Annotated in this window: 3 protein-coding genes; 2 read left to right on the top strand and 1 reads right to left on the bottom strand. The window is 68.4% G+C overall.

What is annotated here, in order from left to right:
• A partial coding sequence (locus sphst_RS14245; RefSeq protein WP_234387666.1) for an ATP-dependent DNA helicase RecG occupies positions 1-1783 on the bottom strand: 1783 nt, incomplete at its 3' end.
• Positions 1784-1856: 73 nt separating this feature from the next.
• Between sphst_RS14245 and sphst_RS14240 the strand changes: the two genes are divergently transcribed.
• A complete protein-coding gene (locus sphst_RS14240; RefSeq protein ID WP_031395519.1) occupies positions 1857-2123 on the top strand; it encodes an FAD assembly factor SdhE in 267 nt (88 codons plus the stop codon).
• A gap of 128 nt (positions 2124-2251) precedes the next feature.
• Positions 2252-4049 (top strand): CarD family transcriptional regulator (locus tag sphst_RS14235; protein WP_325049491.1); only part of this gene is annotated, 1798 nt, incomplete at its 3' end.

Raw genomic sequence — 4049 nt, 5'->3', positions numbered from 1 at the left:
CTTTCAGCCGCTTCTCGGCGGTCACCGTCATCTGCCGCTCGGGCGGGGTGACCAGATAGGCATAGGCGCGCGTCTTCGAGCGCCCGACCCGCCCACGCAACTGATGCAGCTGCGCGAGACCAAACCGGTCGGCATGCTCGATCACGATCAACGTAGCATTGGGCACGTCGACGCCGACCTCGATCACCGTCGTCGCAACCAGCACCGCGGTGCGCGCGGCGGAGAACTCGGCCATCACCGCGTCCTTCTCGGCGGGCTTCATCCGGCCATGGACGAGCGCCACCTTGTCGCCGAACCGCGCACGCAGCGTCTCAGCGCGCATCTCCGCGGCCGCGAGGTCGCTCTTCTCGCTCTCCTCGACCAGCGGGCACACCCAATAGGCCTGCCCGCCGTCGGCGAGATGCCGGCCGAGCGCATTGACCACGTCGTCAAGCCGATCCTCCGAAATCACCCGTGTCTCGATCGGCTGGCGGCCCGGCGGCATCTCGTCGAGCCGGCTGACGTCCATTTCGCCATATTGCGCCAGCGTCAGCGTGCGCGGGATCGGCGTCGCGGTCATCGCCAGCAGATGCGGCGGCGCGATCCCCTTGGCCTGGAGCGTCATCCGTTGCGCGACGCCGAACCGATGCTGCTCGTCGACCACCACCAGCGCAAGGTCCTTATAGGCGACCGCATCCTGGAAGATCGCGTGCGTGCCGACGAGGATATCGATCTCGCCGCTCGCCAGCGCCATCAGCGTCGCCTCGCGCACGCGCCCCTTGTCGCGCCCAGTCAGCACGCCGACCTCGATCGGAAGGCCCGCGAGCGTCTTGCGCAGCGTCTCGTAATGCTGGCGCGCGAGGATCTCGGTCGGCGCGAGCATCGCCGCCTGCGCCCCCGCCTCGACCGCGATCAGCATCGCCATCGCCGCAACCAGCGTCTTGCCCGAGCCGACATCGCCCTGCAGCAGCCGCAGCATCGGCGCGGTCTGCGCGAGGTCGCCCTCGATCTCCCCCACTGTCCGCGATTGCGCGCCGGTCAGCGTATAGGGCAGCTTTAGCATGCCCCGCAGCCGCCCGTCGCCGTGGAGCGCACGCCCGCGTCGTTTCCGCGTATCGGCACGCACGAGCGTCATCGCGAGCTGGTTGGCGAACACCTCGTCATAGGCCAGCCGCTCGCGCGCCTTGGCATCCGACGGGTCGGCGTGGATCCGCGCCAGCGATTCGTGCCAGCCCGGCCATTCGCGTTTCGCCTTCAGCCCGGGCTCGATCCACTCGGCCAGATCGGGCGCCCGCGCGACCGCCTGCGTCGTCAGCGCCGCCAGCCGCCGCGAGGTCAGCCCCTCCGACAGCGGATAGATCGGCTCGCGCTCGCGCAACTCCTCGTCCTGCTCGACGATGTCCGGGTGAACGATCTGCAGTTCCTGGCCATATTCGTCGAGCCGTCCCGACACGCGCCTGGCCTCGCCGATCGGCAGCAGCTTCTTCGCCCAGCCCGAACTGCCGCCGAAGAAGACGAGGCTGACATAGTTGCCATGCTCGTCGGTCGCCTGCACGCGCGTCGGGCCACGCCCCGCGCTGACGCGATACTCGCGCGCGGTCAGCGTGATGACGATGATCCGCCCGGCATCGCTCGACATCAGCTCGGTGCGGGGCACCCGATCGACATAGCCGGTCGGCAGATGGAAGGCGACGTCGACGACACGCGCGAGCCCGAGCCGGTCGAGCGGCTTGGCGAGCGCAGGCCCCACCCCTTTCAGGACGAGGGTTTCGGCGAACAGCGGATTGAGGATTTCGGGTCGCATGACTATCTGCCCCCTATAGCCCAGCCGACGCCCGCCGCCAGCGGGTCGCCGGTCAATCGGCGTTGGAGATATGATGGACCACGAAACCCGCCTCAAGCGCCTCGGCTTCCGCAGCTCGCACCGCGGCACGCGCGAAGCCGACATGATGATCGGCGGCTTCTTCGAAACCTATGGCCGCAGCTGGACGCCCGAGCAGCTCGACTGGTTCGAGGCGCTGCTCGAACAGCAGGACGTCGACATCATGGGCTGGGCGATCGGCTCGATTCCCTGCCCGCCCGAATGGGACGGCCCGATGATGCAGGCGATGCGCGACATCAATTACGTCACGGTCGTAAAGTAACGCCGAGACACTGTTCCCCGGCGAAGGCCGGGGCCCAGTTGGGGGACGTCGATGATTGACGTCGAAACCTGATTTACGATTGCCTTCCCAACTGGGCCCCGGCCTTCGCCGGGGAACGAGAAGCGAATATGCCAGATCTGAACACGATCCTCTCCGCGACGACCCCGCTGACGCTGTCGGGCGTGCCATCAGGGTTCCAGCCGTCGCTGCTTGCCGACCTCGCCCGCGCCGCGAAGACGCGCGCGGTGTTCATCGCCCCCGATGATGCGGCGATGCGCGCGATCGCCTCGACCGCGGCCTATTTCGCGCCCGATCTCGAAGTGCTGAGCTTTCCCGCCTGGGATTGCCTTCCCTATGACCGCGCCTCGCCGACGCTGCGGATCATGGCCGAGCGGGTCGCCGCGCTACACCGCCTGCAGGCCAAACCCAAGGGCCCACAACTCCTGCTCACCACGGTCAACGCGGCGACCCAGCGCGTCCTGACCCCGTTCCGCGTCCGCCAGCTCGTCGCCCGGCTCGCGCCCGGCGAACGGATCGGCCGCGACACGCTCGCCACGCTGCTCCAGGCGAACGGCTATGTCCGCACCGACACCGTTCACGACCAGGGCGAATATGCGGTGCGCGGCGGGATCGTCGATCTCTATCCGTCGGGCGAGGATCACGCGCTGCGCCTCGACTTCTTCGGCGACGAGATCGAGAGCGTCCGCACCTTCGACGCCGCCGACCAGCGTACCACCGGCCGGATCGACGGCTTCGTCCTGCTCCCCGCCTCCGAAGCCCTGCTCGACGAGGAATCGATCAAGCGCTTCCGCACGCGCTACCGCGACGCGTTCGGCGCGACCGCGACGGGCGACCCGATGTATCAGGCGATCTCGGACGGCCGCCGCATCGCCGGGATGGAGCATTGGCTGCCGCTGTTCGAGGACAAGATGGCGACGCTGTTCGACCATCTCGGCGGTGACGACGTCGTGGTCCGCGACAGCGGGGTCGGCGCCGCGGCGGAGAGCCGGTTCGAATCGATCACCGATTATTACGCGAACCGCCGGCGCGCCGAAGCCGCGCAGCCCGGCAGCTATCGCCCGCTGGGGGCAACCGCGCTCTATCTCGACGCGCCGCACTGGTCCGTCGCGCTCGACGCCGCCACCGCGCATGTCGTCACGCCCTTCCACGAACCGACCAGCGCCACCGTGCTCGACTTCGACGTCGACGGCCCGCGCGATTTCGGCCCCGAACGCGCCGCACAGGCGAACATCTACGAAGCCGTCGCCGATCATGTCGAGAAACTGCGCAAGCAGGGTCGCAAGCCGATCCTCGCCAGCTACTCGATCGGCGCGCGCGAACGTCTGGGGAGCCTGCTTGTCGATCACGGGATGAAGGGCGGCAAGCAGGCCGAAACCTGGCAGGAGGCGCTCGGCGTCTCGGATACCGCGAAAAGCTTCGGCGTCGCGCTGGTCGTCCTCCCGCTCGACCACGGCTTCACCGCGCCCGGCGTCGCCGTACTCACCGAGCAGGACATGCTCGGCGACCGCCTCGTCCACCGCAAGAAGCGCAAGAAATCGGCTGACGCGTTCCTCGCCGAACTAGCGACGCTGACGCCCGGCGACTTGGTCGTCCATACCGAACACGGCATTGGCCGCTACGAGGGGCTGACCTCGATCCCCGTCGGCCAGAGCCCGCATGACTGCGTCGCGCTGAGCTATGCCGGCGGCGACAAGCTCTACGTTCCGGTCGAGAATATCGACGTCCTCTCGCGCTACGGCTCGTCGGAGGAAGGCGCATCGCTCGACAAGCTCGGCGGCGAAGGCTGGCAGCGTCGCAAGTCGAAGATGAAGGAGCGGATCCGCGAGATCGCGGGCGAGCTCATCGCGACCGCCGCCGAACGCGCGCTGCATCCCGGCGACGTGCTCGAACCCGACGCCAGCGGCT

The organism is Sphingomonas sp. STIS6.2, assembly GCF_000732685.2.
In the GTDB taxonomy this organism is placed as follows: Bacteria; Pseudomonadota; Alphaproteobacteria; order Sphingomonadales; family Sphingomonadaceae; genus Sphingomonas; species Sphingomonas aerolata.
This window is presented reverse-complemented; position numbering and strand designations above follow the sequence as displayed.